This is a genomic window from Neoakkermansia glycaniphila (assembly GCF_001683795.1).
Lineage (GTDB): Bacteria > Verrucomicrobiota > Verrucomicrobiia > Verrucomicrobiales > Akkermansiaceae > Akkermansia > Akkermansia glycaniphila.
This window is the reverse complement of sequence record NZ_LIGX01000013.1, coordinates 23,096-48,530: the sequence shown is the minus strand read 5'-3', so window position 1 is coordinate 48,530 and position 25,435 is coordinate 23,096. Positions and strand designations below refer to the sequence as shown.

General features: G+C 58.1%; 22 protein-coding genes. 15 read left to right on the top strand and 7 right to left on the bottom strand.

Features of this window, described 5'->3' with window-relative positions; all coding sequences use genetic code 11:
* Window positions 1-50 precede the first annotated feature (50 nt).
* The 5 genes from AC781_RS03670 to rpsO all read left to right on the top strand — a co-directional run bounded on the left by AC781_RS03670 (window position 51) and on the right by rpsO (window position 6,377).
* Entirely contained in the window at window positions 51-2,720 is a 2,670-nt protein-coding gene (locus tag AC781_RS03670; protein ID WP_067773670.1) for a hypothetical protein, read from the top strand.
* A 14-nt stretch (window positions 2,721-2,734) separates the two neighbouring features.
* The gene (locus tag AC781_RS03665) at window positions 2,735-4,396 is read left to right on the top strand and encodes a hypothetical protein (protein WP_067773667.1); all 1,662 of its coding nucleotides are present in this window, start codon (window positions 2,735-2,737) and stop codon (window positions 4,394-4,396) included.
* A gap of 28 nt (window positions 4,397-4,424) precedes the next feature.
* Window positions 4,425-5,180 (top strand): lysophospholipid acyltransferase family protein, encoded by a 756-nt coding sequence (locus AC781_RS03660; RefSeq protein ID WP_067773664.1) that lies wholly within the window; start codon window positions 4,425-4,427, stop codon window positions 5,178-5,180.
* Window positions 5,129-6,004: a bifunctional methylenetetrahydrofolate dehydrogenase/methenyltetrahydrofolate cyclohydrolase FolD gene (gene folD, locus AC781_RS03655; RefSeq protein ID WP_067773661.1), complete on the top strand. Its 876-nt coding sequence runs from the start codon at window positions 5,129-5,131 to the stop codon at window positions 6,002-6,004. Before AC781_RS03660 ends, folD begins: the two co-directional genes overlap by 52 nt.
* Before the next feature lie 121 nt (window positions 6,005-6,125).
* A complete protein-coding gene (gene rpsO, locus AC781_RS03650) occupies window positions 6,126-6,377 on the top strand; it encodes a 30S ribosomal protein S15 (protein WP_067773658.1) in 252 nt (83 codons plus the stop codon).
* A 103-nt stretch (window positions 6,378-6,480) separates the two neighbouring features.
* On the opposite strand, the gene AC781_RS03645 is transcribed toward rpsO, so the two are convergent.
* Window positions 6,481-7,530: a glycosyltransferase family 8 protein gene (locus tag AC781_RS03645; protein WP_067773655.1), complete on the bottom strand. Its 1,050-nt coding sequence runs from the start codon at window positions 7,528-7,530 to the stop codon at window positions 6,481-6,483.
* A gap of 88 nt (window positions 7,531-7,618) precedes the next feature.
* Between AC781_RS03645 and AC781_RS03640 the strand changes: the two genes are divergently transcribed.
* Together AC781_RS03640 and AC781_RS03635 are read left to right on the top strand one after the other, a co-directional pair.
* A complete protein-coding gene (locus AC781_RS03640; protein WP_067773652.1) occupies window positions 7,619-9,103 on the top strand; it encodes a beta-N-acetylhexosaminidase in 1,485 nt (494 codons plus the stop codon).
* A 143-nt stretch (window positions 9,104-9,246) separates the two neighbouring features.
* Window positions 9,247-10,260: a tyrosine-type recombinase/integrase gene (locus AC781_RS03635; protein WP_067773649.1), complete on the top strand. Its 1,014-nt coding sequence runs from the start codon at window positions 9,247-9,249 to the stop codon at window positions 10,258-10,260.
* Between the two features lie 86 nt (window positions 10,261-10,346).
* On the opposite strand, the gene sucD is transcribed toward AC781_RS03635, so the two are convergent.
* From sucD to AC781_RS03610, 5 genes are all read right to left on the bottom strand, one after another.
* Complete coding sequence (sucD, locus tag AC781_RS03630; RefSeq protein ID WP_067773646.1) at window positions 10,347-11,234, bottom strand: succinate--CoA ligase subunit alpha; 888 nt, start codon at window positions 11,232-11,234, stop codon at window positions 10,347-10,349.
* A 32-nt stretch (window positions 11,235-11,266) separates the two neighbouring features.
* On the bottom strand, window positions 11,267-12,448 hold the full coding sequence (sucC, locus tag AC781_RS03625; RefSeq protein WP_067773644.1) for an ADP-forming succinate--CoA ligase subunit beta: 1,182 nt from the start codon (window positions 12,446-12,448) through the stop codon (window positions 11,267-11,269).
* 273 nt (window positions 12,449-12,721) lie between these two features.
* Window positions 12,722-14,599: an NPCBM/NEW2 domain-containing protein gene (locus tag AC781_RS03620; protein WP_067773642.1), complete on the bottom strand. Its 1,878-nt coding sequence runs from the start codon at window positions 14,597-14,599 to the stop codon at window positions 12,722-12,724.
* An 80-nt stretch (window positions 14,600-14,679) separates the two neighbouring features.
* Window positions 14,680-15,261, bottom strand: coding sequence for a phosphoribosylglycinamide formyltransferase (purN, locus tag AC781_RS03615; protein ID WP_067773640.1), 582 nt, complete (start codon window positions 15,259-15,261; stop codon window positions 14,680-14,682).
* 75 nt (window positions 15,262-15,336) lie between these two features.
* Window positions 15,337-15,933, bottom strand: a complete 597-nt coding sequence (locus tag AC781_RS03610; RefSeq protein ID WP_067773638.1) for a transglutaminase-like domain-containing protein — start codon at window positions 15,931-15,933, stop codon at window positions 15,337-15,339.
* 235 nt (window positions 15,934-16,168) lie between these two features.
* On the opposite strand from AC781_RS03610, the gene gmd reads away from it, so the two are divergent.
* The 8 genes from gmd to truA all read left to right on the top strand — a co-directional run bounded on the left by gmd (window position 16,169) and on the right by truA (window position 24,353).
* On the top strand, window positions 16,169-17,230 hold the full coding sequence (gene gmd / locus AC781_RS03605; protein WP_067773635.1) for a GDP-mannose 4,6-dehydratase: 1,062 nt from the start codon (window positions 16,169-16,171) through the stop codon (window positions 17,228-17,230).
* Window positions 17,231-17,233: 3 nt separating this feature from the next.
* Window positions 17,234-18,313, top strand: a complete 1,080-nt coding sequence (locus AC781_RS03600) for a GDP-L-fucose synthase family protein (protein WP_067773632.1) — start codon at window positions 17,234-17,236, stop codon at window positions 18,311-18,313.
* 102 nt (window positions 18,314-18,415) lie between these two features.
* On the top strand, window positions 18,416-20,266 hold the full coding sequence (locus tag AC781_RS03595) for a DNA topoisomerase IV subunit B (RefSeq protein ID WP_067773630.1): 1,851 nt from the start codon (window positions 18,416-18,418) through the stop codon (window positions 20,264-20,266).
* A 29-nt stretch (window positions 20,267-20,295) separates the two neighbouring features.
* Window positions 20,296-21,012 carry an undecaprenyl pyrophosphate synthase gene (uppS, locus tag AC781_RS03590; RefSeq protein WP_067773627.1) on the top strand — a complete coding sequence of 239 codons (717 nt, stop codon included), beginning with the start codon at window positions 20,296-20,298 and terminating at the stop codon, window positions 21,010-21,012.
* Between the two features lie 16 nt (window positions 21,013-21,028).
* Window positions 21,029-22,096 (top strand): mannose-1-phosphate guanylyltransferase, encoded by a 1,068-nt coding sequence (locus AC781_RS03585; RefSeq protein ID WP_067773624.1) that lies wholly within the window; start codon window positions 21,029-21,031, stop codon window positions 22,094-22,096.
* Between the two features lie 8 nt (window positions 22,097-22,104).
* A complete protein-coding gene (gene ruvX, locus AC781_RS03580; RefSeq protein WP_083076508.1) occupies window positions 22,105-22,560 on the top strand; it encodes a Holliday junction resolvase RuvX in 456 nt (151 codons plus the stop codon).
* Window positions 22,561-22,681: 121 nt separating this feature from the next.
* Window positions 22,682-23,488 (top strand): hypothetical protein, encoded by an 807-nt coding sequence (locus AC781_RS03575; protein WP_067773621.1) that lies wholly within the window; start codon window positions 22,682-22,684, stop codon window positions 23,486-23,488.
* A gap of 76 nt (window positions 23,489-23,564) precedes the next feature.
* A complete protein-coding gene (truA, locus tag AC781_RS03570) occupies window positions 23,565-24,353 on the top strand; it encodes a tRNA pseudouridine(38-40) synthase TruA (RefSeq protein WP_067773618.1) in 789 nt (262 codons plus the stop codon).
* Between the two features lie 12 nt (window positions 24,354-24,365).
* On the opposite strand, the gene AC781_RS03565 is transcribed toward truA, so the two are convergent.
* A complete protein-coding gene (locus tag AC781_RS03565; RefSeq protein WP_083076506.1) occupies window positions 24,366-25,430 on the bottom strand; it encodes a L,D-transpeptidase in 1,065 nt (354 codons plus the stop codon).
* Window positions 25,431-25,435: the final 5 nt, after the last annotated feature.

Here is a 25,435-nt window from a genome sequence, read left to right as displayed (position 1 = left end):
TTTTTCGAGTGACTTGACCGGATCAATTGTGTAAGATACCCCCGCTATTTATGTTTGTCCCGTACTCTCGCAAAGCTTTCTCGTATGTCGGCTCGGTATTGCTGCTTGCCGCATCCTCGGTGGCCCTTGGAGGGAACACTTCTGACAGTCAGGCACTTGCCCTCACACAGGAAGCGGACACCCTCTATTGCAGCAACCAAATCGCGGCAGCGCAGAAAAAATACGAAGAAGCCCTGAAAATGGCACAACAGGGATCCTCGCCGCAGCTGATCGCCCAAATCAGCGAACGGTACAATCGTTGCGCCCACGTCAGCCCGGCAGCCCTCAACCTCAACGCCAAAACGGCCGCCCACAAACAGGACGACACAGCCGAAGCCATGCAATATCTGGAGGAAGGCCGCCATGCCTATGCCGCCAAGAAATACAGCACAGCCGTCACCCTCTACACGCAGGCCCTCGAAGCCCTGCCCGACGCCCCTGCCACCAAAGACCGCCGTGCCTTCCTCCTCCTCAGCCTTGCCGATGCCGAACTTGCCACAGCCCACGACTACACGGCCGTAGGCCGCTACGACGAAGCCCGGGTCTTCCTGCAAAACGCCCTCCGGCACAACCCTTCCAGCCTTGCCGTTAAAGACGCCCTCAGCAAACTGGAAGACTCCGTACGCAACAACCCCGCCATCACACCGGAACACATCGGCAACATCGCCGAAGTCGACCGCCTGCTCGCCCTTGCCTACGGATACTACGGACTCGGACAATTCGACAAAGCCTACAAAACCTTCCAGGACGTCCTCCGCATCGACTCCTACAACACCGCTGCGCAGCAGGGCATGGAAAAAACATCCAACGCCAAAGCGCGCTACTACACGGCAGCCCGCAACAGTGCACGCTCCAAGGCGCTTGCAGACGTCTCCGCAGCATGGGAGGAACCCATTCCCCCGGACGAACTGCCCGCCGACAACCTCGGCGCCGACATCGGCAGCGACGCCCGCGTACAGGAATCCGACATGGACAAACTTTTGTCCTCCGTCAACATCAGCAAAATCAACCTCGAAGACGCCGACATCAACGAAGCGATGGAAGTCGTCCGCGCGCAAATCCGCCTGTACTCCGAAAACTCGGGCAGCCCCGTCTCAGTCAACATCAACACCAACTTCGGAGCCCCCGGCAGCCCCCTGTACAAGCAGATCATGGATCGGCGCGTCAGCCTCGACCTCACCAACATCTCGCTGAAAAACCTGCTCGATGTCATCTCCGCCAAAACGGGGACGGCATACTACCCCACGACCGCAGGACTCGAATTCACCTACTCCGGCCGGGATGCGGGCCCACTGGAAACACGCACCTTCCGCGTACCGCCGAGCTTCTTCAACGAAGCCCCGACCGACGAAGACGACACCTCCGACGTCTTCTCGACGGAATCCAAAAACTCCGTCTCCATCTCCCGAGTCGACCCGAAACGCTCACTTGCCGCTCACGGCATCACCTTCCCGCCCGGCTCCGCCGTCCAGTACCTGCCCGCTTCATGGTCCCTCACCGTCCGCAACACGCCCACCAACCTGCAGGACATCCAGACAATCGTCTCCTCCCTCGAATCGCCGGATCGCCAAATCGTGCTGAACGTCACCATGATGGAAGTCAACGAAAGCACGCTCAATGAACTCGGCTTCGACTGGCTTGTCGACATCTCCTTCGGCAGCCACACCTTCGGCGGCGGCGGCACACCCCAGAAATCCCCCTCTGCGGACGGCATCATGGACCAGGTACCCGTCCTCGGCACCGTCACCAACAGTGCGCCCGTCGTCTCGGCCGGCTTGCGCAGCGGCGGCCAGGTCTTCCAGACGGACTCCATCGACAAACTCATCGCCGCAGGATCTTCGGCAGGCTTCTCCGGCGCCAGCGCACAACGCGCACCGGCCATCCTTGCAGCGCGAGGCATCTGGTCCGTGGCGGACGTCACCGTCATCATGCACGGCCTGAACCAGAAAAAAGGCACCGACATTCTGGGCAATCCGCAACTCGTCGTCAAACCGGGCGCCGAGCAGACAATCTTCTCGGACATGAAAGTCATGTTCTACCCGGAATCGTACGATCAGCCGCAAATCGCCCAAACGCAAATGCCCTTTGCACGCAACGGCGTGAACATCGGCGGACAGAACTTCGACGTCCGCGGACGCATCAACGTCCCTCTGGTCACACCGGCCTTCCCGAACTCCTTCATCAAATACGGCGGCGACAATGAAAATCCGGGTGACGGCATCGGCACCGCCCTCGTCGTCCACGATGCCGAACTGGATGAAGAAAAAAACATCGTCCGGTTGAGCCTCACCACTTACCAGAACGAATTCGACGGCTTTGTCAACTATGGCACCCCCGTCACGCAGGCAGTCATGAACGACAACGGCGACGTCATCCAAGCCGTCATGACCGAAAACAAAATCCTCAAACCCATCTTCACCAGCAAAATGGCCAACACCAGCGTCTCCATCGTTCCGGGCAATGTTCTCGTACTCGGTGGCGTTCGCAAATCCCGCCTCGTCAAATTCCAGGACAAAATCCCCATCCTTGGCGACGCACCTCTCATCGGCCGATTCTTCCGCTCGGAAGGTGAAGAAAAGGAAACCAAAGTCTTCATCATCTTCGCCAAAGTGGACGTCATTGATCCCACCGGCCGCGACCCGCGCACGGGCGAACGCCCCGGCGCTCTGACAAGCAAATAATTGTTCACGCTATCATGAGCCAGTCTCCCAACAGCGAGGATGCGAACACGCAGTCCTCATCCATTATTCGCCAATTGCAGGAAAACAAGCCCGGTGTCGAAAAATCCCGGGAAGTCGTCATCGATCAAAACGGACAGAAAGTTATTCGCGTCACCAAAAAACGGCGCGTCGCCATGACGGCGGAAGAACAGCAACACAAAAAACGCAGGAACCTGAAAAAATTCAGCATCCTCTCCGTCCTCTCCTTCATCATCCTCCTCGCCGCCTGCTTCCTCTTCTTCATGGTAAGGGCATCAAGCATGAGCTCACCCTCCTATGCTACCGCCAAACAAACCGAACTCTCGCAAGCGTGGGGAGCAGACGTCAAAATCGAAGGACTGAGCATCGAAAACTTCCAATTGCGCATCACCTCGCTCACGGCCACTTTCCCCGAAAACAGCAACATCGAAAAAGTGGAACTGCGCGGCATCCGCGGCGGCATCGGGCTCCGCAGCTACATCAACGGCGTACTGGCTGGCGACATCCTGACGGTCGACTACGCCAAAATAACCCTGCGCGACAATGCAGCAACCATTCGCATCCCCCGCTTCTCGGGCGAACGGATGTGGGAATTCAACCGCGTATCATGCAAAGAATTCATCGTCGGATTCTCTGGCAACAATGCTCCCTTCACCATCAAAACGAGCGCCTACATGTACGAAACCGCATCGGGCAACCACACCCTCTACATCGGCCAGAACAGCGAACTCCCCAGCGAACTCCTTCTGCGCGGCTGGAAAACGCCCATCACCGCACTGAAAGGCTCCGTACAGGTCTCCCAGACGGGACTCTCGCACATCAGCATCTCCGGCGACATCGGACTGAACGCCACGATCGACCTCTCCGGCAATGCCATGGAAGGAACCTCTCCGCAAGGCGACTTGAACATCGAATCCTCCGGCATCGCCCTTTCCCTCCTGACCAACAAGAACATATCGGGCTTTCTGGATGCGCAGACACGCAAAGACCCCGTCTCCGCCAACAAAAACAACGTCAAGGCACAATTCAAACTGCCGTACGGCAGCCTCCAACAGCCGGAAATCAACGGCGAACTCACCCTGCAAAACATCCGCATCTCCAAACTGCCGGCATTTGCCTACCTCATCAACAGCCTGCCCAAGGACAAAGTGGACAAATACATCGCCCCGGTCTTCTCTCGCGGCAACATCACCCTCGCGCACCAGCCCGATGGAGGCCTGAAAATCGACCTCGCAAACCTGAACGAATTCACCGTATTCGAAGCCAAAGGCTCCATTGTCATCGGTGCCGACAACACACTGGGAGGCAACCTCTCCCTCGGCGTACCCACGCGCATCACCTCCCAAAAATACACCGACCAGATCCCTGACCCCATCTTCGATGACGACCATAGGACATCGTGGCTGAACATCACCTTGAAAGGCACGGTCGATGCACCCGGCGACAATGCCGACGAGCTGGAAGCAAAGGCCGTCGAATTGAGAAAAATGCGCGAAACGAACGAAGCGCCTATCGCCCCGACCCCGGTAAAAAGCCCTGTAGACAGCAACGGCAACATACCCGTCGCACCCTCTACCTCCTTCCCCTCGCTGCTTGATCCGGGGCAACCCGGCAACACGGCCTTGGATCAATTTCAGAACACACTGAACAGCAACTGAGCATCCCAAGTTCGCCGATATCCGCATCATGGCGTCAGGAGAAACCAAATACAATCCCAGCACGGAAAAACGTTCGAAATGGTGGACGCGCTGTGCCGGCAACCTGTTATGGGCCGCCATCCAGACTCTTTGTGCGACATTGCGGGTGCGGACATGCAGGGAAAACCCGTCCGACACCCTCGGAGACGAAACCCCCTGCATCGTCGCACTCTGGCATAACCGGACCCTCATCCCCTGCTACATCTACCGGAAGCTTCGCATCAAGCGCCCGATGTGCGTCCTGACCAGCGCCAGCAAAGACGGAGCCCTCCTCGAAACCGTCGCCAACAGATACGGAATCAGTGCTATCCGCGGCTCCAGCGGGCGTCGGGGTGCCACTGCATTCATCGAAATGCGGAAATATCTTCGCAACGGCGGCAATCTTTGCATCACGCCGGACGGCCCCAAAGGCCCCTGCTACCGCTCGCATCAAGGCGTCATCAAACTCGCCTCCATGACGGGAGTCCCCATCTCGCCCGTCTGCATTGATTACAGCTCGTACTGGCGCATCAACCGAACATGGGACCGCTTCGCGATCCCCGTACCGTTCGCGAAGGTCGTCATGTATTGGAAATCTCCCCTGCACGTTCCGCCCGACCTCACCCCCGAGCAAATCGACGAATACTGCCGACGACTCGACCTCCTCCTGAGCGCCGGAGCCCCCGATTTCGCACCTCTCACCACCACACCATCATGCAACGTATCGAAGGAAAAACAGTCGCAGAAGCAGTCCTCGCCACACTGAAACAGGAAATCGCAGCCATGGGCGCACAAGGCTGCACGCCCGGCCTCGCCGTCGTCCTCGTAGGTGAAGACCCCGCCTCCCAAGTCTATGTCGGCTCCAAGGTCAAAGCCTGTGCCGAACTGGGCATGTACTCCCAGAAATGGGCCATGCCCGCCGAAACCACACAGGAAGAATTGATCGACCTCATCAAGCAATTGAACGCCGACGACCGCATCCACGGCATCCTTGTCCAGAGCCCGCCCCCGGCGCACATCGATGAAGAAGCAGTCGTCCGCGCCATCGACCCGCGCAAGGATGTGGACGGCTTCCACCCCGAAAACGTCGCCAAACTCGTACTGGAAGATGAAACGGGCTTCGTCCCCTGCACACCTCTCGGCTGCATGGAACTCCTCAAAGCTGCGGGCATCTGCACACAGGGAGCACATGCCGTCGTCATCGGCCGCAGCATGATCGTCGGCAAACCCATGGCCAACCTCCTCCTCTCCCGCAAGGCGAATGCCACCGTCACCATCGCCCATTCGCGCACGAAAGACCTGCCCGCCGTCTGCCGCACGGCAGATATTCTCATCGCCGCCGTCGGCCGCCCCGAAATGGTCACGGCAGATTACGTCAAGGAAGGCGCCGTCGTCATCGACGTAGGCATCAACCGCATCGAAGACCCCACCCGCCCGAGGGGTTACCGCATTGTCGGCGATGTGGATTTCGAATCCGTCGCACCCAAATGCAAAGCCATCACCCCCGTGCCGGGCGGCGTTGGCCCCATGACCATCGCCATGCTCATGTCGAACACCGTCAAAGCCTGCAAACAGCTTGCCGCACAGTAAATTCCGGACACAAGGCAAGAATTTGTCTTGAAATGCCCGTAGAACCTGCTACCATCACCCCACCTTGTCGGGTCGATTGCCGCAGCCACGAAAATTAACCCAAACACAAGAATAACAAGATATGAGCGAAATCAATCTCCAGGACTTCAAGATGCACGCGAACGACACTGGCAGCTCCAGCTACCAGATCGCCATTCTCACCAAACGCATCCTTCATTTGACTGCCCACCTCGGCGAAAACAAGCATGACTTTGCTTCCCGCCGCGGCCTGCTTCAGATGGTGGCTCGCCGCCGCAAGCTCCTTGATTATCTCAAGCGCGAAGACGAAGCTCTGTACAAGAGCCTTCTGCAACGCCTTGGCCTTCGTCGATAAAACCTATCGTTCGAAGACTCGTTTACCATACAACCGCAGGGTATCCGCCTTGCGGTTGTTTTTTATTCCACCTGCGGGACAAACGGAAAGAAAACCAAGCAGCTCAATCCTTTCGGCTGCCGGGAGCCAGAGCCTGCAGCAGCGCACCGTAACCGCGCAGAATGCGGGGGCAGCGGACAAACAGCCGGGGAATGCACATCAGCGCCCGGGCAAGCAAGGGATGCCGCCTTCCAAGCTCCATCATGCGCACAGGCACATAGGGCACGCATCCTGCCCAGGGCGAACGCCTCCAAGCCGCAAAAAACATCTCGTCGTACCGGTCAAGGCTCCCCTTGAGAATGTTCGGCTTCGTCGCAGCATAATGCACAATCGCCGGATTCCAATACGCCTCCCGCAGCTCCTCCGCACTGTACACGAAAGGCGGCACACACGCGGCCTCTCCCTGCTCCGCATCCTCGGCGAACAGGGGAATCGCCACATAGCGGTACGGCATCACTTTCATCCTGCCGCGCAGCACCTTATTCATCACATCCTGATCGGCCCAGGCCAAAACAGCCGGATCGGCCGTCCGGGCGCAATCGACCAGCTTCCGGTGCCACCCCTCGCGGCGCATCGCGTCCAGATCCATCAGCATCTGCGCAAAATGATAGGGCAGGCCGTCGCGGGGCACTTCGAGCCGCTCGTGAAAAGACTGCATCAGAGGTTCGAATGTATCCCGGTAGCGCCCCACCAGCTGCCAAACGGGCGCCGCAAGCGGGCATCCTTCCAAATCCATGGCAAAAAGCTCAGTCAAATCATCGCACACCAGCACATCGGCATCCAGATACAGCACGCGCTTCACCTCGTTCGGCAGCAGATCGGGAAGCAGAAAACGGTAATACGTCGCCGCCGTAAAACGCCCGCCGGCAGGCAAATCGAGCAACTCGCTCCGCACGTCAAGCCACGTCACCCGGAACTCGAACCTCTGCTTCAAATCCTCGATCCCCCGCCTCACGCGATCCGTCACACCTCCATCCAGAATATACACATCGTAAATCGTATCCGGATGTGCAGACTCCAACAGGGAAAGCACTGCAATCCCCAAAGGAACGGAAAAATGGGCATCGGCCGAAAAGGCGACGGCCGGGTGCTGGGGTACAGGCGGAACACTCATGTCTGAAATCTCTGAAAATGCTAAAACTGCAGCCGTAAAAAGTCAAGAAAAGATGATAGGACACATACGGGCGGATCGTACTGTACATATGATACGAACGATAGGGACAATACTCGCCATCGCGCTGTATACCCTGCATGCCCAAGCCCAGCAAACGAACATCATACCGGAACCGCTGGAATACACGAGCACGGGGCAAACCATCGATCTCGCAGGGCAACAGGACACCCTGCCCGGAGAAATCGTCGTCATGACCCAACCCACCGGCATGGGAGCGGCGAGCTACATTCTTGAAATCGCACCCGGCAGAACCACCATCACAGCCGAAGATGCCGACGGCGAACACTACGCCCGCCAAACCCTTCAGCAACTCATCGACCTGGCCAAATACGAAGGCCAGCCCATCCCAGCCTGCACCATCAAGGACAAACCGAGATACGCATGGCGGGGACTGATGATCGACCCTGCCCGGTATCACTGGAGCGTCGAGGACATCGAGAAATACATCGAACTCATGTCCTACTACAAATACAACAAACTCCATCTACACCTCACGGACGATCAGGGCTGGCGCTTCCCCGTACCCAGCTACGACAGATTGCAGGGAATCGCCTCCAAACGCAGCGAAACCGCTGGCGACGGCAAACCTCACGGCGGCTTCTACACGAGAGAGGATATGAAACGCCTCGTCGACTTCGCCGCCAAGCACCGCATCGAACTCATCCCGGAATTCTCCCTGCCCGCCCATGTACAGGCTCTTGCCGCCGCCTATCCCGAAATGGTCTGCTACCCTGGCGACAACATTGAGGTACGCACCATCCCCGGCAAAAGCAAAGATCTGCTCTGCCCCAGCAACGAAGACGTCTTTCGCTTCTACGACGCCCTCTTCAACGAATCGAAACAACTCTTCCCGTCCCCCTATATCCACATCGGAGGAGAAGAAATACCTCTCGAAAACTGGAACACCTGCCCCAACTGCGTCCAATACAGAAAAAAATACGAATTGGCGGCTCCGAACGACCAGCTTCGCCACGTCACGGAACGCATGGTCACCTTACTCGCGCAACACGGCAAAAAACCATTACGCTGGTATAATCCCTCCCTGGACGACAGCTATGCGGAAGGCTCCATCGTCTATACGGCGGACAGCAACAATGCGACCGGTACACTGAAGCAGGCCGAAGCGAAAAAACTTCTGGTCATCTGCGCTCCGGCCGAATACGTCTCCCTCGACTACCCTCAGCAGAAAAACGACTGCCCCGACAATAAATTTTCCAACATTCTCCCTATCGTACCCCTTGAAAAAACATATTCCTTCGATCCGGGAAACGGACTGTCTCCGGAAGCGCAAGCGCACATACTCGGTGTGGAAGGCACCCTGTGGGGAGAACAAATCGACACCCTTTCCCGTGCCCTCTTCATGAGCTATCCGAGGGCCTTCGCCTTGAGCGAAGCGGCATGGTCGCCCATGAACGTTCGCTCCTGGCCTCATTTTGAAAAAAAGGCAAAAATGCACATCAATCTACTTTCCAGGAAGTGGAAAGTAGACGTTTCCCGGCCTTCAGGGCAATAACATCAACATAGACAAGTCATTCTTGCCCTATTCCTCAGCAGAAAACTTGCACAGGCGGTAATCTATAAATTTACCCATCAGAGCATAGATGATGTATGATAAGGCGTGCTTGCAAGCATGCACTCACGCTTAATACAACCACTATGCAAAAAACGAAAGACCATATACTTGCCCAATCGATACTTGCTCCCATAGGAATTTCCCTCATCGATGCCGCACGCATCGTACGGGAATTGATGGAAGAATGTCCCGAAAGCGACGATCAACCCATCTCCCATTGCCGGAGAGCCATCCGCCTTGCCGCCGACGCCATGCGGCAGGAAGAAAGAACCGTCACCTTCCGGGAAGCCGTCGAAGCCACCCTGAAAAGCAAAGCACACCGCCGCCCGCGCACCGTTGCCGAAATCCGGCAGATCGCCACGCGGCTCATGAAGGAAATACCGGGACTGGGAGACCGCCTCGTACGTACCATCACCACCGCAGATTGTCAGGAAATCTTCGACACCGTCTTCGACTCGACCCGGCAAAAATACAAAGCCCGCACCATCCTGCACGGCATCTTCACCATCAGCAAGAAAAGAGGCTGGTGCGATGAAAACCCGGTCGGCCGCACCGACGCGCCCTCGCTGCATGAAACCGAAATCCGCGCACTCATGCCGGAAGAGATCAAACGGCTCCAGAGCCAGATCCGCCGCCACCACAACCGCGCCTGCGCCCCTGCCGTCGCACTCATGCTCTATGCGGGCATCCGCCCTCACGAAGTCACCAGGCTCACATGGAACGACATCGACTTCGAAGAGAAAATCATCGCCTTGCGCCCGCAGCATACCAAAACGGGCGGTGCACGCCACGTCCACATCCCGCCCGTCCTGGAACGCTGGCTGTGCCGGTACAGGCCCGCAACCGACCACAACAAAGCCATCTGCCCGCCCAACTGGAGCCGCCGCTGGCAACGGCTGCGCAAAGCCGCCGGCTTCGACAAAACATGGCAGCAGGACTGCCTGCGCCACACCTTCGCCAGCTATCACGCCAAATACTTCCGCAACTACCCCTTGCTCCAGATGGAAATGGGGCACCGCTCCGCCGATCTTCTGCGCACGCGCTACGTCAACATGAGCGGCATCACCCGGCAGGAAGCCAAACAATTCTGGCGCTAATTTTCTCCCCTCTCTACTTCCTGAAAAGAAAAGCCCGCGACCTTCGGAAGGCCGCGGGCTTTCAATATCGTGTGCAACGGGTGCGTTTACAGCAGACCCTTTTGCTTCATGGCTTCCACGAGCGTCTTGCCCATCTCGCCCGGCGTCGGAGCTACCAGAATACCCGCTTCGCGCAGGGCTTCCTGCTTGGCGGCGGCTGTGCCCTTGCCACCTGCCACAATGGCGCCTGCATGGCCCATGCGGCGGCCGGGAGGAGCCGTAGCACCGGCGATAAAGGCGGCCACGGGCTTCTTGCAATTGTCCTTGATCCAGGCGGCGGCTTCCTCTTCTTCGGAACCACCGATTTCACCGATCAGAATAAAGGCATCCGTATCGGGATCTTCGGCAAACAACTTCACGGCATCGAGATGGGTCATCCCGTGCACGGGGTCGCCGCCGATGCCGATCGACGTCGACTGTCCGAGGCCGAGATTGGAAACCTGCCAGACGGCTTCATACGTCAGCGTGCCGGAGCGCGACACGATGCCGATGCGGCCGGGCTTGTGAATATAGCCGGGCATGATCCCCGCCTTGCATTGGCCGGGGGTAATGATGCCGGGGCAGTTCGGGCCGATCAGCGTGCATTTCCTGCCTTCGATGAACTTCTTGGCCTTCTGCATATCCTGAATCGGAATCCCTTCCGTGATGCAGATGATCAGTTCGATCCCGGCGTCTGCCGCTTCCATGATCGCATCCGCAGCAAAGGGCGGCGGCACGAAAATCATCGTGGCATTGCAACCCGTCGCTTTGCGGGCATCCTGCACCGAATCGAAAATCGGTACCTTGCCTTCAAAGAGCTGGCCACCTTTGCCGGGCGTAACGCCGGCGACAACATTGGTGCCGTAATCCATGCATGCCTTGGCATGCGAAGCCCCGGCGGAACCGGTGATACCCTGGACGAGAAGACGCGTATTTTTATCAACAAGTACGGACATTTCAGTTAATGAGTTAAAAGGTCAATAGGCAATTACTTGGTAGCCGCCACGGCCTTTTGGGCCGCATCGTCCAGACTGTCGGCCGAGATGATGGCCACACCGCTATCCGCAAGAATCTTCTTGCCCAGTTCGACATTCGTACCCTCGAGGCGAACCACGAGAGGAATCTGCATATCGATCGTGCGGGCCGCGTTCACCACGCCGAGCGCAATCACATCGCAACGCATGATGCCGCCGAAAATATTCACGAGAATGGCCTTCACCTGCTCGTCCTTGGTCAGGATGCGGAAGGCATTCGTCACCATCTCTTCCGTGGCGCTGCCGCCTACGTCGAGGAAATTGGCGGGAGCTCCGCCGTAGTGCTTGATGATATCCATCGTAGCCATGGCAAGGCCGGCGCCGTTCACGAGGCAGCCGATATTGCCGTCGAGGCCGATATAGTTCAGATTGTACTGGCTGGCTTCGACTTCGCGGGGATCTTCTTCCGTCACATCGCGCATCTCCATGATCTCGGGATGGCGGTACAGGGCATTGTCATCGAAATTGAACTTGGCGTCGAGAGCCATCACGCGATCGTCCGTCGTCACCACCAGCGGATTGATTTCCACCAGCGAACAATCGAGCGACGAGAACAACTTGTACACGTTCGTAATGAACTTCGTGGCCTGGCGGAGAAGAGCGCCGCGGAGATTCAGGGCGCAGGCGATCTTGAGAGCCTGGAAGGGAAGAAGTCCGAACACGGGATCGATGTATTCCTTCACAATCGCGTCGGGATCGGTCTCGGCGACCTCTTCGATATTCATGCCGCCCTTGGTGCTGGCGACAATCACCGGGCACTTGCGGGCGCGGTCCTGAAGGATGGCGAAATAGTATTCGTGCTTGAGATCCACCGCTTCGGCGATCATCACCTTGCTCACAAGCTTGCCGGTTTCCCCCGTCTGCTTGGTCACAAGCACTTCTCCCAACATCCTGGAAGCGACGTCCTTCACCTCATCGACAGTTTTGACGAGATGCACGCCGCCCTTGAAGCCATTCTTGAATGTACCTTTGCCGCGACCGCCTGCATGAACCTGAGCCTTGACGACATACTCCTTGAGATCCATGGATGCCGCTACTTCGGCGGCTTCCTCCGGCGTGCTGGCAGGCAATCCCTGTGGCGTCGCAACGCCGAAACGGTTGAATAGCTGCTTGGCTTGATATTCGTGAATATTCATTTGTAGCGCTTTCGCTTTGAGTTTAGCTCCGGTTAGCCTACCCCCTGCCTCCGTTCAGGTCAAGGGTAAAACGGACAAAAATCAGATTTTCACAAGAACCGGAGCAGCCGCAGCCTTCCTGCCGGATAAACGGGGAAGGCATCCATCGCAACATCAGGCAGAGGCAACAACACCCCGAACAGCCCTCCGCCGAACGCAACTGGCATCCCCGGCCGGAGTACGGCCGCAGGACGGTTTTTCATGAAAAAACGATCTATCCGCAGGGTGGCTCTATCAACGCTTCAACATCGGATCGCAAATGATGGCCGAGCATCCACCATTGCCCTTCTCGGGATTGTTCGAAACTTCCAGCGTAAGATCCTTCACGCCTTCCACCGAAACTTTCACAGGCACGTTTTCTCCCTGCCGAACAAAGCCAGTCTGCGCCAGCACCTTTCCGTCGCCTTTCACGGTCAGGCGCGTCGGGCCGTAGGCGAAAGACGGACTGCCGTATTGCAGCGACAGCTCCTTCCATACTCCGCCCAGATCGTAGGTCAGCGTACCGTTCGCATGCGTGCGGATGAATGTGCCCGGCTTATACTTCGTCAACTCCGGCACGGGACCATGATTGTAATACGGCAATTCGAACGGGCAATACCCCCAGCACACGCGGCCATATCCGGCCTGAGCCTTCGCCGGAGCGGCAACAGTCAAATCCAGCTCACGCTCGGAAGCCGGAGCCACGGCGGGAGACGCCCCCTGCGGAGCGCCCGCCTCCTCGAAAGCTCTCTTCCAAATGGCAAAATCGCGGACAAAACGTGCATCTGCACCGTACTTGACCAACAGAGCATCGAACTTCGCGCGTGCCGCTTCCGGGCGGTTATAGCGAAGATCCGCCTCCACATCCATCAGCAGCAGAGCGCGCTGCAACGGAGCAACCTCGACCCCCTGATCGCCGCTCGACAACCCCGCCTTGAATGTCGCCGTCTTGCCGTCGGCCTGAAGCATCACAAGGCGAAGCTCGAAATTCCCCTTGTAGCCGGGGCGCACTGCATCCAGAGAAAAACTGCCGTCCGGCCCGGGAATGCAAGTCGTCGTCGAAGCATCGTAATCATCGCCACCGGCAGGATCGAAATAGGCTACCAAGCCATAGACGGGAGGATTGCCCTGCACCTTGCCCGCAAGACGCAGGCCGCCATCGATCGGCTCCGCCGTCATATCGGACAACCGGGCCTCCACAGCATCTTCCGCCCGCTTCGACTTCCCCGTAAACAGCGGAATCGAAGCCAGCCTCAACGCATCGCTCTGAATCAGAAACGCCCCCCTGCCCTCATTGCGAAACTCCTCCCCATAAGAATAATTGCCATTGCCCATCAGCGATGCACCGGCAACGGCACGCTGCAACTCCCTCGTATGGGGAAGACTGAAACAATGGCCGAGTTCATGGGCCGTTCCGCCGATATACACTGTATTGTCATTGCCCACTGTCTTGAAAAGATAGGGACCAGCCTCCGTCGAAGAAAAATTGACGGGATCGAGATGCTCCGCATCGCATATCCAACACACACCGGCTTCCGACGTACCGCCGCCGTAGTAGGGGCCGACCTTATCCGGCATCTGAGCCACAATCAGCACATAATCCCTGCCGGGATCGACGCCTGCCTTACGCAGCGACTCAAACGCCACCTTGCTCGTCGCCGGACCGGAAGAATTCACGTTGAACTTGGAAAGAGGCTCATCCAGATACGCATCGTGCACCACCAGCTTCCCGTCCTTATCCAAATCCAGCCCGAACGTCAACGGGGGGAACCCGTTCTCCTCCATCTGGTCGGCATAGAACATCTGCACATTCTTCACGATACGGTCGATACGACCCTTGTAATCCTTCAGCGCGGGGCGATCCTTCAGCGTCACGTACACCACATGCAGCTTCCGGTGATCCTTCGCACCGTCCGCCTGCCAATCGCGGATAATCTCCCACGCCTTCGCAGCCTTGGCCTTATCTTCGGCTGAAGCCTTCCAGCTCACGGGCAGGCGGCGAAACTCGCCGCCGTCCTTCGCATGGGACTTGGCCTGCTCGATACCCGCCGTCGTATAATCGGCGCTCCACGCAAATGCCGCACTGGCAGACACCAGCAACGCAGCCATGTAAAAACGGGAAATAAACATCATCGGATCAAATAACTTTCTTATTACAATACGGATAAAACTCCATCCAAAATTCAATAAAAATCCTGCGGCGAGAAAAAACTTCACTCCATCCCCATCACCTTCCTGATCGCGGCGGGATACAGCACATGCTCCTGCTCCTGAATACGGGCATGCAAACTCTCCGGCGAATCATCCGGCAACACGGGCACCCGCGCCTGCAGCACGATCTCGCCCGTATCCATCCCGGCATCCACATAATGCACCGTACATCCCGCCTCCTTCTCTCCCGCCTCCAAAGCCTGCTTCCATGCCTCCACGCCCGGAAACGCCGGAAGCAGCGACGGATGGATATTCAAAATTCTACGGGGAAAAGCCTCCAGAAGCGGAGCCTTCACCAACCGCATAAAACCGGCCAGACAAACCAGATCAACACCCAGCCCCTTCAGCTTCGCAGCCAAAGCCGCCTGCGACTCATCCGGAAACCTGTTCTTGAACCCTCCGCAATCAAGCAGCTCGACCGGCACGCCGCGCTTGCGGGCCCGCTCCAGAATATACGCATTCTCATGATCCGAAAGCACCAGCACCACCTCGGCATCCAGCGTACCCTGATCGATCGCATCGAAAATGGACTGGCAATTCGACCCGGAACCGGATCCCAACACAGCGAGGCGCGCTTTTGTCATGCCAGCTACCTACCATAAACAAACCTCGCACGCCAGACACAGTGATGTCATGCTCATGATGGAAACGGGCCGACTTCACTCCGTCACCGCAGGCTGCACGGACAACTTGTCCGGAAGCCCGAACACGACATCCAGCAAACTCCCGGCCCTATCGAGCATCTCCATCGTCACCGTATCCGGCACGGCAAAAATCCCCGGAAACGCATATTCATCGTACTGAGGCCTATTCTCAAAAGCCAGCACGGGCTCGCCCAGCGAAAACCGCGCATTGATCCCCGTCCGATTCCCCCTTGCATCGACCCTGATCCAGCGTCCTTGCAGAAAAACGGCATTATAGCCATGCAGGCAATACCCTCTTCGATCATCATCGGCAAGAGTAATATGCTGGAAACAAAAACCCGCAGGAATACCTTGCGAACGCAGCAAAGCCGCCAGAAGATTCGCCTTGGCATGGCAAATACCCGTACCATACCTCAGCACATCCGAAGCGCGCGCCGTCACCCGCTCCGCCCGGATATCGAAAGAATGGGGAATCCCGTCTCTGACGAACTCGAAGGCTACCCTCGCCTTGTCCACATCGTCCATGCATGACGGAAACAACTCATCGGCCTTCCGACGAACGGAATCGGAATGAAAATCGACATACGTACATTCTTTCAGAAATGCATCCATAAAAACTCCCTCAACCTTTGATTGGCAAACGATCCGCCACCGATCAAGCGACACGGCGCGGACTCGTTAAAATGCTAAAGCACGCATATGCAAAAGTCAACCACATCATCGCAGAACACACCTGCCGCACAGAGCAGCATACACTCTTTTCCATTGACTTCAAGCGCCTAACATTGTCTCCTAAATCAACGTCGATCGGATTCCGATACGAAAACCACACCACTCCAATAAATCCATGCAGAAAAAAGCGCTCATATCCGGCATCACGGGACAGGACGGCTCCTACCTCGCAGAATTCCTCATCGAAAAGGGCTATGAAGTCCATGGCATCCTCCGCCGCTCCTCCTCCTTCAACACGGGCCGCATCGAACACATGTACCTGAACGAATGGGTGAGGGACATGAAACAGCAGCGCGCCATCAACCTCCACTACGGAGACATGACCGACTCCAGCTCCCTCATCCGCATCATTCAGGCCGTACAACCGGACGAAATCTACAACCTTGCCGCCCAAAGCCACGTCAAAGTCAGCTTCGACGTACCCGAATACACCGCCGAAGCGGATGCCATCGGCACCCTCCGCATGCTTGAAGCCATCCGCATCCTCGGAATGACGGAAAAAACGAAAATCTACCAGGCCTCCACCTCCGAACTCTTCGGCCTCGTCCAGGAAGTCCCCCAAAAGGAAACAACCCCCTTCTACCCGCGCTCGCCCTACGGCGTCGCCAAACAATACGGCTTCTGGATCACGAAAAACTACCGCGAATCCTACGGACTCTTCGCCGTCAACGGCATCCTCTTCAACCACGAAAGCGAACGCCGAGGCGAAACCTTCGTCACGCGCAAAATCACCCTCGCCGCCAGCCGCATCGCCCAGGGCCTGCAGGACAAACTCTACATGGGCAACCTCGACTCCCTGCGCGACTGGGGCTATGCCAAAGACTACGTCGAATGCATGTGGATGATCCTCCAGCACCACACGCCCGAAGACTTCGTCATCGCCACCGGGGAAATGCACACCGTCCGCGAATTCTGCACCCTCGCCTTTGCCGAAGCAGGCATCACACTCCGCTGGGAAGGCACCGGCATCAATGAAAAAGGCATTGATGCAGCCACGGGACGCCCCCTCGTCGAAGTAGACCCGAAATACTTCCGCCCTGCGGAAGTCGAACAACTCCTCGGCGACCCCACCAAGGCCAAAACCCTTCTGGGCTGGAACCCACGCAAAACATCCTTCGAAGAACTCGTCCGCATCATGATGAAACACGACATGGAACTTGTCGCAAAAAACCGATAAACCATGGACAAACAAAGCAGAATCTACATCGCCGGACACCGCGGCCTCGTAGGATCCGCCATCTGGAACAGCCTCGAACGCAAAGGGTACGGCCACCTGATCGGCCGCACCCATGCCGAACTAGACCTGATGGACCCTGCCGCCGTCCGCGACTTCTTCGACCGCGAACGCCCCGAATACGTCTTCCTCGCAGCGGCGCATGTCGGTGGCATCATGGCCAACAACACCTACCGCGCCGACTTCATCTACCGCAACCTCCAAATCCAGCAAAACGTCATCGGAGAAAGCTACCGCCACGGAATCGAAAAGCTCCTCTTCCTCGGCAGCACCTGCATCTACCCGAAAGACGTCCCGCAGCCCATGCGTGAAGACGCCCTCCTCACCGCACCGCTGGAATACACCAACGAACCCTACGCCATCGCCAAAATCGCAGGGCTCAAAATATGCGAAAGCTTCAACCTCCAGTACGGCACCAACTACATTGCCGTCATGCCCACCAACCTCTACGGACCGAACGACAACTTCGACCTCGAGCGCAGCCACGTACTGCCGGCCATGATCCGCAAAATCCATCTGGCGAAAGCCCTGCATGAAAACGACTGGGAAACCGTCCGGAGCGACCTCTCGGCCCGCCCCGTCGAAAACATCGGCGGCACGGCCGACGACGACACCATACTCTCCCTCCTCGAACGCTACGGCATCTTCCCCGGAAAAGTCGAACTCTGGGGCACAGGCAAACCCCTGCGCGAATTCCTGTGGAGCGAAGACATGGCCGATGCCTGCACCTACGTCATGGAACAGATCGACTTCGCCGACCTCAAAGGCAGCTGCCTGGAAACGCGCAACTGCCACATCAACATCGGCACGGGCAAGGAAATCTCCATCGGAAACCTTGCGGAACTGATCGCCCGCATCATCGGTTACCGCGGCGAAATCGCATTCGACGACTCCAAGCCCGACGGCACCATGCGCAAACTCACCGACGTCTCCAAACTGCACGGCCTTGGATGGCGCCACACCGTCGAAATCGACGAAGGCATCCGCACCATGTACGCATGGTACACCGGGAGCACCCCGGCCTGAACCGCCACCCTCCCCCGAGGCTCTCCCGCAGCACCTTGCAGGAGAGCCTCCTTGTTTTTAGACTCGCCAAACCATTCGGACATCTGTATAATTTCGAACCCCATGGAAGTCGGATACTCTGAAAAAGACATTCAGACACTGGACTGGCGCGAACACATCCGCCTGCGCCAGGGCATGTACATCGGAAAATTGGGTGACGGAAGCATGCCCGACGACGGCATGTACGTCCTGCTCAAAGAAGTCATCGACAACGCCATCGACGAATACGTCATGGGATACGGCCAGCGCATCCTCATCACGCTCCAGCCCGACGGCCACTGCGAAGTGCGCGACTTCGGCCGCGGCATCCCCCTTGGCTCCCTCTATGACTGCGCCGCCAAAATAAACACCGGGGGCAAATACGAAGGCGAAGCCTTCACCAAATCCGTAGGTCTCAACGGCGTCGGCATCAAAGCAGTCAACGCCCTCTCCTCCCACTTCGAAATCCAGGCCTACCGCGACGGCTCCACCCGCCGCATCCAATTCTCCGAAGGCATCGAAATCCCCGGCAGCGACCTCACCGAAACCACCGAAGAACCCAACGGCACGCGCGTCGCCTTCCGCATCGACACCACCATCTTCCCGGAAAATGCCACCTTCCGGAAAGACTACATCGCCCGCATGTGCAGGTACTACTGCTACCTCAACACCGGGCTTGCCATCAACTTCAACGGCCAGCGCTTCATCTCCAAAAACGGCCTCCTCGACCTCCTGCGCGAAGAAATGGGCGACGAAGCCCTCTACGAACCCATCCACATCACCGGGCAGGACATAGAAATCGCCATCACCCATGGCACCCAGTACGGGGAAGAATACTACTCCTTCGTCAACGGCCAGCACACCACCCAGGGCGGCACCCACCAATCCGCCTTCCGCGAAGCCATCGCCAAAACCCTCCGCGACTTCTACAAAAAACCCTACGACGCCTCGGACATTCGCTCCTCCATCGTCGCCGCCATCTCCATCAAAGTAGTCGATCCCATCTTCGAATCGCAAACGAAAACGAAACTCGGATCCAACACCATCGCCCCCGGCAGCGAAACCATCCGCACCTTCATCGGCAACTTCCTTGCCAAAGAACTCGACAACTACCTGCACCGCCACCCGGACGCAGCCAAAGCCATCGAAGACAAAATCAAGGAAGCCGAAAAAGCGCGCAAGGAAATCGCCGGCATCCAGAAAAACTCCCGCGAACGTGCCAAAAAGGCCAAAGTCCACAACAAAAAACTCCGCGACTGCCGCGTCCATTACGACACCAAACACAAACGCGCGGCGGAAACCATGATCTTCATCACTGAAGGCGACTCCGCCTCCGGCTCCATCACCACCGCCCGCGACGCCGAAACTCAGGCCGTCTTCTCCCTCAAGGGCAAACCCGCCAACTCCTTCGGAGTCTCCCGCACCGCCCTCTTCGAAGAAAAGAAAAACGAAGAACTCGACCTCCTCCACCTCGCGCTCAACATCGACAAAGGACTGGAAGACCTCCGCTACAACCACATCGTCATCGCCACCGATGCCGACGTGGACGGCATGCACATCCGCATCCTCCTCCTCACCTTCTTCATCCAGTACTTCCCCGAACTCATTCGCGAAGGCCACCTCTACATCCTCCAGACCCCCCTCTTCCGCGTACGCAACAAACAGCAGACCATCTACTGCTACTCCGACACCGAACGCGAAAAAGCCATCTCCAAACTCGGCAAAAATCCGGAAATCACCCGGTTCAAGGGCCTCGGGGAAATCTCGCCCTCCGAATTCAAACACTTCATCGGTCCCGACATCCGACTGGAACGCGTCACCCTCGAAAACGCGCACAACCTGAAGGAAATCATCGCCTTCTATATGGGCGACAACACCGAAATCCGCAAACAGTACATCATCGACAACCTGCGGATCGAACTCGACCCGGCCTGAGCCGCCTCACCCTCTCTCTATACCACACCATGCTTGACATCCCGCAGGAAAAACTCCCGCACCACATCGCCATCATCATGGATGGCAATGGCCGCTGGGCCAAGCGGCACGGGCACTCCCGCCGCAGGGGACACACCGAAGGAGCACAATCCGTACAGAAAAGCGTCGACTTCTGCCTGGAATACGGCATCCCCTGGCTCACACTCTACGCCTTCTCCACCGAAAACTGGAACCGCTCCCTCATCGAAGTCTCCTCCCTCATGCTGCTGCTGAACCGCTTCATCAAACAGCGCACACCGGAAATGATGAAGAAAAACGTCCGCCTCCACTGCATCGGAGACCTCGAACGCCTCCCAGCCAAAAGCCGCGCCATCCTGCAAAACGCGATGGACGCCACCCGGCACAACACCGCCCTGCACCTCACCCTCGCCCTCTCCTACGGCTCCCGGCAGGAAATCACTCATGCCATCCGCGACATCGCCGAAAAAATCTCCTCCGGTACACTCGCCCCACAGGACATCACCGAACAAACCGTCGCCGATCACCTCGACACCGCCGGCATCCCCGACCCGGATCTCCTCATCCGCACCTCGGGCGAAATGCGCATCTCCAACTTCCTCCTCTGGCAAATCAGCTACGCCGAACTCCACGTCACCGACCGGCTCTGGCCGGACTTCGACCGCGAAGACTTCGAAACAGCCCTGCGGGACTATGCCGCCCGCCACCGCCGCTTCGGCAAACGATAATCCACGACAACCTGCCATGCAAAACAACTCATACGCACTCATCCTCGCAGGAGGAAGCGGCACACGCTTCTGGCCCCTCTCCCGCAACACACGCCCCAAACAGCTCCTCGACCTCTTCGGGGACGGCACACTCCTCCGCAAAGCCCTCGACCGCCTTCAGGGCCTCATCCCCGCCGAACGCATCCTCATCCTCACCAACGGCATGCAGGAAGAAGAAGTCCGCAGGCAGGCTCCCGAACTTCCGCAGGAAAACATCATCGCCGAACCCGCCCGGCGCGACACCGCTCCCGCCATCGCCCTCGGCATCGGCCTCATCGCCGCACGCTGCCCGGAGGCGAACATGCTCGTCATCCCCTCCGACCAGCTCATCCTCAACGACGAAGCCTTCCGCGAACTCGCAGCGGACGCCCTCTCGCTCGCCGGAAGGGAAAAAGCCCTCATCACCATCGGCATCAAACCCACCTGGCCCTGCCCCTCCTACGGCTACATCGAACGAGGAACCGCCATCGCCGACCCGCAACTCCGCCACTCCTGCTACGAAGTGCAAAGCTTCCGCGAAAAACCGGACACAGCCACCGCCACCGAATACCTCGCCAAAGGCAACTACTCGTGGAACGCCGGCATGTTCATTTGGAACATCCCCCACGTCCGCACCGAACTGCAGCAGCACACTCCCGAACTCGCCGGATTCATCGACCGCCTCGCGCAAACCGAAAACATCTCCGACTTCATCCGCGACGAATTCCCCGCACTCACCCCCATCTCCATCGACTTCGCCCTCATGGAAAAAGCCGCCCGCGTCCTCAACTTCGAAGCCACCTTCGACTGGGACGACGTAGGCTCATGGCTCTCCGTCGCCAAATACCTCCAGCAGCACGACAACGGCAACGTCTCCAACACCCCCGTCAGCGCCCGCGATGCCCGCGGCAACATCGCCTACTCGGCACAGGGCAAACACATCGCCCTCCTCGGCGTCGAAAACCTCATCGTCGTCGACACGGGAGACTCCCTGCTCGTCGCCCGCCAATCCGATGCGGACGCCATCAAGCACATCGTCTCCCAGCTCCCCGAAAACCTCGTCTGACCCCAACCGTGAGCGAACACCACCCGGCACTGGGAATCGACTACGGCGAAGCCCGCATCGGCATCGCCGCCACCGACCCGTCCGGCATCCTCGCACACCCCGTCGAAAGCATCCATCTCGCCGCCACGGAACCTCTGGCCCGCATCGGCGCACTTGTCCGGCAAAAAAGCATCCGCACCCTCGTTCTCGGCCTCCCCGTCCGCCTCGACGGCACCGAAGGCACGGCTGCCGCCAAAGTACGCCTATTCGGCGACCGTCTGCACACAGCATTCCCCGAAATCCCCCTCCTCTACGTCGATGAATTCCTGACCACCGCCACCGCACAGGAAAAACTCCGGCAGGCCGGCAAAAAAGCGAAAAACCAGCGCCCCGTCATCGACCAGGCTGCCGCCGTCGAAATCCTCAACAACTGGATGGAAACCCTCGAAGGCCCCGCCTCATGGACACTCCCCCCCGACCTCTGATCCGCCAAAAAAGAACGAACCGACTCCTTTTTCACACTGATTTGATCAAAAGCAATACTTTGCCTTGACACATCCGTCTGTAATTGCTAAATTTTTACCCGTATTTGACACTGCATCGCACATGAAACATCTCCTTCTCTTTCCGGCAATCGCCATGGCGTCTCTCGTCACGCTCAATTCCTGCACTCCCGAAGAAGAAGCAGGCATGCGCGTCACAACCAACGAAGAACAATCCGCCACCGACCTGCTGAACCAACTCTCGGACGTCCTTGACAAAGTCACCGACTACAAGAGCGCCGAAGCAGCAGCACCCAAAGCCCGCGAACTTGCCACGAAAATCAACCGTGCCAAAACCACATACGCCGCGCTGAACAAAACGGCTCTCGCCCGCTCCTACGACTCCGACAACAAGGGCGGCGAAACGGACGCTTATGTCGATGCCACCAAACGCCTCGTCAAGGAAGTAGGCCGCGTCCGCTCCGGCATCCCCACCCTCGTCACGGACCGCAACACCGTCAATGACGAAGAACTCATCATCGCTCTCGGTTACGGTGAAGAAAACAACAACTTCAATGCCAGCCGCGAAGAAATCCGTGAAGCGGGCCTCAAATACCTTCAAAACGACGCCGACGACACCCGCGACGACAAAACGCCCGCCTTCATGGGATCCTACTATCGCTCTCCCCGGATGACGGAAGCCCTTGGCATCCTCGCTCTTGACATCCTCACCCGCAGCGACGAAAACGACGACAAGGAAGGCGAACCGGCAGGCGGCCCCTCCACCTTGGGCGCTCCCGCTCCAGCAGCTCCCTCCACAGCTGACAAACCGGCTGAAACGGCAGACAAGGAAGCAGCGGACACCCCGGCCGACGAAACGCCAGCCGCAGATGCCGATAAGGACTCCGAAGAACCTTCCTTCGACGCCTGATCCCCAATCGCGCCACAAGCAACTTTCAAGCCGCGCAGCACGCCAGTGCCCGCGGCTTTTTCATGCGCAAGCAACCATGCCAAGATACCTCTGCACCGTAGCCTACGACGGCCGACTCTATGCAGGCTGGCAAAGCCAGCCCGGTGGCAACACCATCCAGGACACACTGGAACAGGCCATTGCGACCGTCCTGAAAACATCCGTCCGCATCCATGCATCGGGCCGCACGGACGCCGGCGTCCATGCCGAAGGGCAAACCTTCCATCTCCAGATGCCCGGCACATCCCGCATCCCTCCGGAACGATGGAGTGTGGCATTGAACGCCCATCTGCCTGCCACGATCCGCATCCTGCACACCCGCAGCGTCCCGGAAACCCTCCATGCCCGGTACGATGCACAGGGCAAAACGTACATCTACAAAATATGCCGCACCTCTGTACTCTCCCCCTTCATGGCCGGGCTGGCGTGGCACCTCCCCCTGCCGCTGGATGAAAACCTGCTCGCACAGGCATTGAAACTCTACGAAGGCACACACGACTACCGGGCCTTTGCCGCCCGGCGCGGCAACGAACCCCATCCCCTGCCGGACAACTTCTACACCCGCACTATACATCAGGCCACCATGGAACAAACATCTGGCGGCCTCATCACCATCACCTTCCGAGGCACGGGTTTCCTCTATCGCATGGTCAGACTTCTCGTCGGCGGAGCCTACCAAATCGCTCGCGGCAAAGAAACACTCGACGACCTTCGGCAGCTCCTTGAATCCCCCGGCCACAGAAAAAGCAGATACTGCGCTCCGCCGGACGGCCTCTACCTGCAACAAGTCGCCTATCGGCCAGACGACCTGGAAACACCCCTCTGAAACAAACAAGACTTACCCGCGCGACCTCGACTTCGACGAGCGGGAAGCCGCCAGAGAAGACTTGCGGGAAACCAGCTTCGGCTTTGCCGAAGAACTCTTGCGCGAAGAATTTCTCACCAAAGCCTTGGCCTTGGACGAACTCTTGCGGCTGCTTGCTGCTTGCGTACGGCTCTTGGACGATGAGCGGGAAGATGCCAGCTGCCGCGAAGAAGCCCCTTTCTTGCCGCGCGCAGATGAAGACACGCCCCCTGTTTTGCCGCCCGACTTCGTTTTGGATGGCAGTTCGGCAACCGCCATATCTCCCGCAACCGCCTTCCGTATCAGATCCTCCTCATCGGTATCGGCCGTAGCGGAAGCCAGCATAGGAGCCTCCTGCACCGCCATATCCGCACTTGCCGGCATGGCCACGGACCCATCGGCAAGCACGATCGGCGTACGGGCGTCCTTCTCCGCCTTCAAATACGTCGCCAAAGAACAATCCTCAATCGCCACCATATCCCCGCGAGCCACGAGATCATACAACTCCACCACATCGTCGCTGCGCATGCGGATACACCCGTAGGAAGCAGGCGTGCCGATCTTCGATTCCTCCGCCGTACCGTGGATATAAATCCTCCGGGAAAAACTGTTTTTGTTGCCGGATTCAAGCCCGTTCAACTGCATCACGCGGGAAACGATCTGATCGTGCCCAGGAGTATTCGGCCGGATCACCTTGCCCGTCGGGCGGCAGCTTTCGAACACCATCCCCTTCGGCTGCCCCGAACCTACCTTGCTGACGACGGAATGCACCCCGCGAGGCGTCTTGTAGCTGCCCGAGCGAGAGCCGACACCGTACTTCGACGTACTGATATCATACGAACGGACGGCCTTACCATTCCGCAGCAGCGCAAGCTTCTGATCCCTCACGCTCACCACAATACCGTCCTTGACCACCTTCGTCGGCGACGGATCCTTTTGCATCGTACAACTGGACAACAACCCCGCAACAGCCAAAGCGGCACCCGATGCCAGATGCCGCCAACTCCTCAACCCACACATTCCTCCTGCGCGCAGAAAAGAGAAAACGGAGAGAGCCATAAACG

Coding starts and splice junctions, on each gene's coding strand:
- AC781_RS03670 (WP_067773670.1), top strand. CDS start 51: ATGTTTGTCCCGTACTCTCGCAAAGCTTTCTCGTATGTCGGCTCGGTA.
- AC781_RS03665 (WP_067773667.1), top strand. CDS start 2,735: ATGAGCCAGTCTCCCAACAGCGAGGATGCGAACACGCAGTCCTCATCC.
- AC781_RS03660 (WP_067773664.1), top strand. CDS start 4,425: ATGGCGTCAGGAGAAACCAAATACAATCCCAGCACGGAAAAACGTTCG.
- folD (WP_067773661.1), top strand. CDS start 5,129: ATGCAACGTATCGAAGGAAAAACAGTCGCAGAAGCAGTCCTCGCCACA.
- rpsO (WP_067773658.1), top strand. CDS start 6,126: ATGAGCGAAATCAATCTCCAGGACTTCAAGATGCACGCGAACGACACT.
- AC781_RS03645 (WP_067773655.1), bottom strand. CDS start 7,530: ATGAGTGTTCCGCCTGTACCCCAGCACCCGGCCGTCGCCTTTTCGGCC.
- AC781_RS03640 (WP_067773652.1), top strand. CDS start 7,619: ATGATACGAACGATAGGGACAATACTCGCCATCGCGCTGTATACCCTG.
- AC781_RS03635 (WP_067773649.1), top strand. CDS start 9,247: ATGCAAAAAACGAAAGACCATATACTTGCCCAATCGATACTTGCTCCC.
- sucD (WP_067773646.1), bottom strand. CDS start 11,234: ATGTCCGTACTTGTTGATAAAAATACGCGTCTTCTCGTCCAGGGTATC.
- sucC (WP_067773644.1), bottom strand. CDS start 12,448: ATGAATATTCACGAATATCAAGCCAAGCAGCTATTCAACCGTTTCGGC.
- AC781_RS03620 (WP_067773642.1), bottom strand. CDS start 14,599: ATGATGTTTATTTCCCGTTTTTACATGGCTGCGTTGCTGGTGTCTGCC.
- purN (WP_067773640.1), bottom strand. CDS start 15,261: ATGACAAAAGCGCGCCTCGCTGTGTTGGGATCCGGTTCCGGGTCGAAT.
- AC781_RS03610 (WP_067773638.1), bottom strand. CDS start 15,933: ATGGATGCATTTCTGAAAGAATGTACGTATGTCGATTTTCATTCCGAT.
- gmd (WP_067773635.1), top strand. CDS start 16,169: ATGCAGAAAAAAGCGCTCATATCCGGCATCACGGGACAGGACGGCTCC.
- AC781_RS03600 (WP_067773632.1), top strand. CDS start 17,234: ATGGACAAACAAAGCAGAATCTACATCGCCGGACACCGCGGCCTCGTA.
- AC781_RS03595 (WP_067773630.1), top strand. CDS start 18,416: ATGGAAGTCGGATACTCTGAAAAAGACATTCAGACACTGGACTGGCGC.
- uppS (WP_067773627.1), top strand. CDS start 20,296: ATGCTTGACATCCCGCAGGAAAAACTCCCGCACCACATCGCCATCATC.
- AC781_RS03585 (WP_067773624.1), top strand. CDS start 21,029: ATGCAAAACAACTCATACGCACTCATCCTCGCAGGAGGAAGCGGCACA.
- AC781_RS03575 (WP_067773621.1), top strand. CDS start 22,682: ATGAAACATCTCCTTCTCTTTCCGGCAATCGCCATGGCGTCTCTCGTC.
- truA (WP_067773618.1), top strand. CDS start 23,565: ATGCCAAGATACCTCTGCACCGTAGCCTACGACGGCCGACTCTATGCA.
- AC781_RS03565 (WP_083076506.1), bottom strand. CDS start 25,430: ATGGCTCTCTCCGTTTTCTCTTTTCTGCGCGCAGGAGGAATGTGTGGG.